General features: G+C 47.0%; 1 pseudogene. It reads left to right on the top strand.

From position 1 onward, the window contains the following. Window positions 1–43: 43 nt before the first annotated feature. Window positions 44–940 (top strand): annotated as a pseudogene (locus tag R7190_RS25825) (isochorismate synthase MenF); the annotation flags it as partial. Between the last annotated feature and the right edge of the window lie 127 nt (window positions 941–1,067).

Below are 1,067 nucleotides of genomic sequence, written 5' to 3'. Positions count from 1 at the left end.
TTGCGGTTAACCTACTGAAGACAAAGCGCGCACACTTGCAGGCTTGAGAAAGCTTATTTGCGATGTCGCCGCTTTACCTCCGATCTCGTCACACATTCGCTCGATTGTTCATACTCCTATCAAATCTGAGTGGGATGCGCTGGTACATAAAGTTCTGACTGGGATTGAGAATGATGAGTTTAAAAAAGTTGTGTTGGCTCGCCGCTCTACTGTCCAACTGGATAACCGGTTGAGCGCTGCACAACTGCTTAAAGCGAGCTATTTGAACAACCATCACAGCTTTCATTTCTTGTTGAGTTTAGACAGCAAACACAGTTTTATGGGCTCTACGCCAGAGCGTTTGTATTCTCGTGTTGGACATGAACTTCATACCGAAGCTTTAGCGGGCACCATTGGTCGTGGCGACAATGCCACTCATGATATGGAATTGGCGAATTGGTTATCTCAGGATTCAAAAAACTTAAACGAAAACCAGTACGTCGTGGACGATATCGTAGAACGCCTTTCTCCTCATTCTGAAATAGTAGAAGTAGAAACCGAACCGAGATTGGTGCGTTTACGTAAGGTGCAGCACCTCAAACGTAATATTCATGCAAGCTTAAAAACAGGCACAAATGGCGTACAACTGCTTTCTGCATTGCAGCCGACGGCCGCAGTGGCAGGTTTGCCTCGTAAAGAGTCGATGCAGTTCATCCTTGATAACGAGCCGTTTGCTCGTGGCTGGTATGCTGGCTCTATGGGTTATATCAGCCATGAACGCGCAGAGTTTTGTGTGGCAATAAGAAGTGCATTGGTGCTTGGCGATCAAGTTCAGCTGTTTGCTGGAGCGGGTATTGTTCCTGGATCAGTTGCTGAACACGAATGGGCTGAGTTAGATAAAAAGATGTCGACGCTGTTAACGTTGATTTCCGATCATCCGCCGCTTGGAGTGGCATCATGAGTTACGATCAAGCGGTTCTCAATCGAATTTGGTCAGAGACCATTTTGACTGAGCTTCACCGATTTGGTGTGAAGCATGTTTGTATCGCGCCGGGATCGCGTTCGACTCCTTTGACTTTAGAAGCGGC

Source organism: Vibrio sp. 1078-1 (assembly GCF_033340475.1).
The sequence above is the reverse complement of the archived record's forward strand: the minus strand, read 5'-3'. Positions and strand labels throughout refer to the sequence as shown.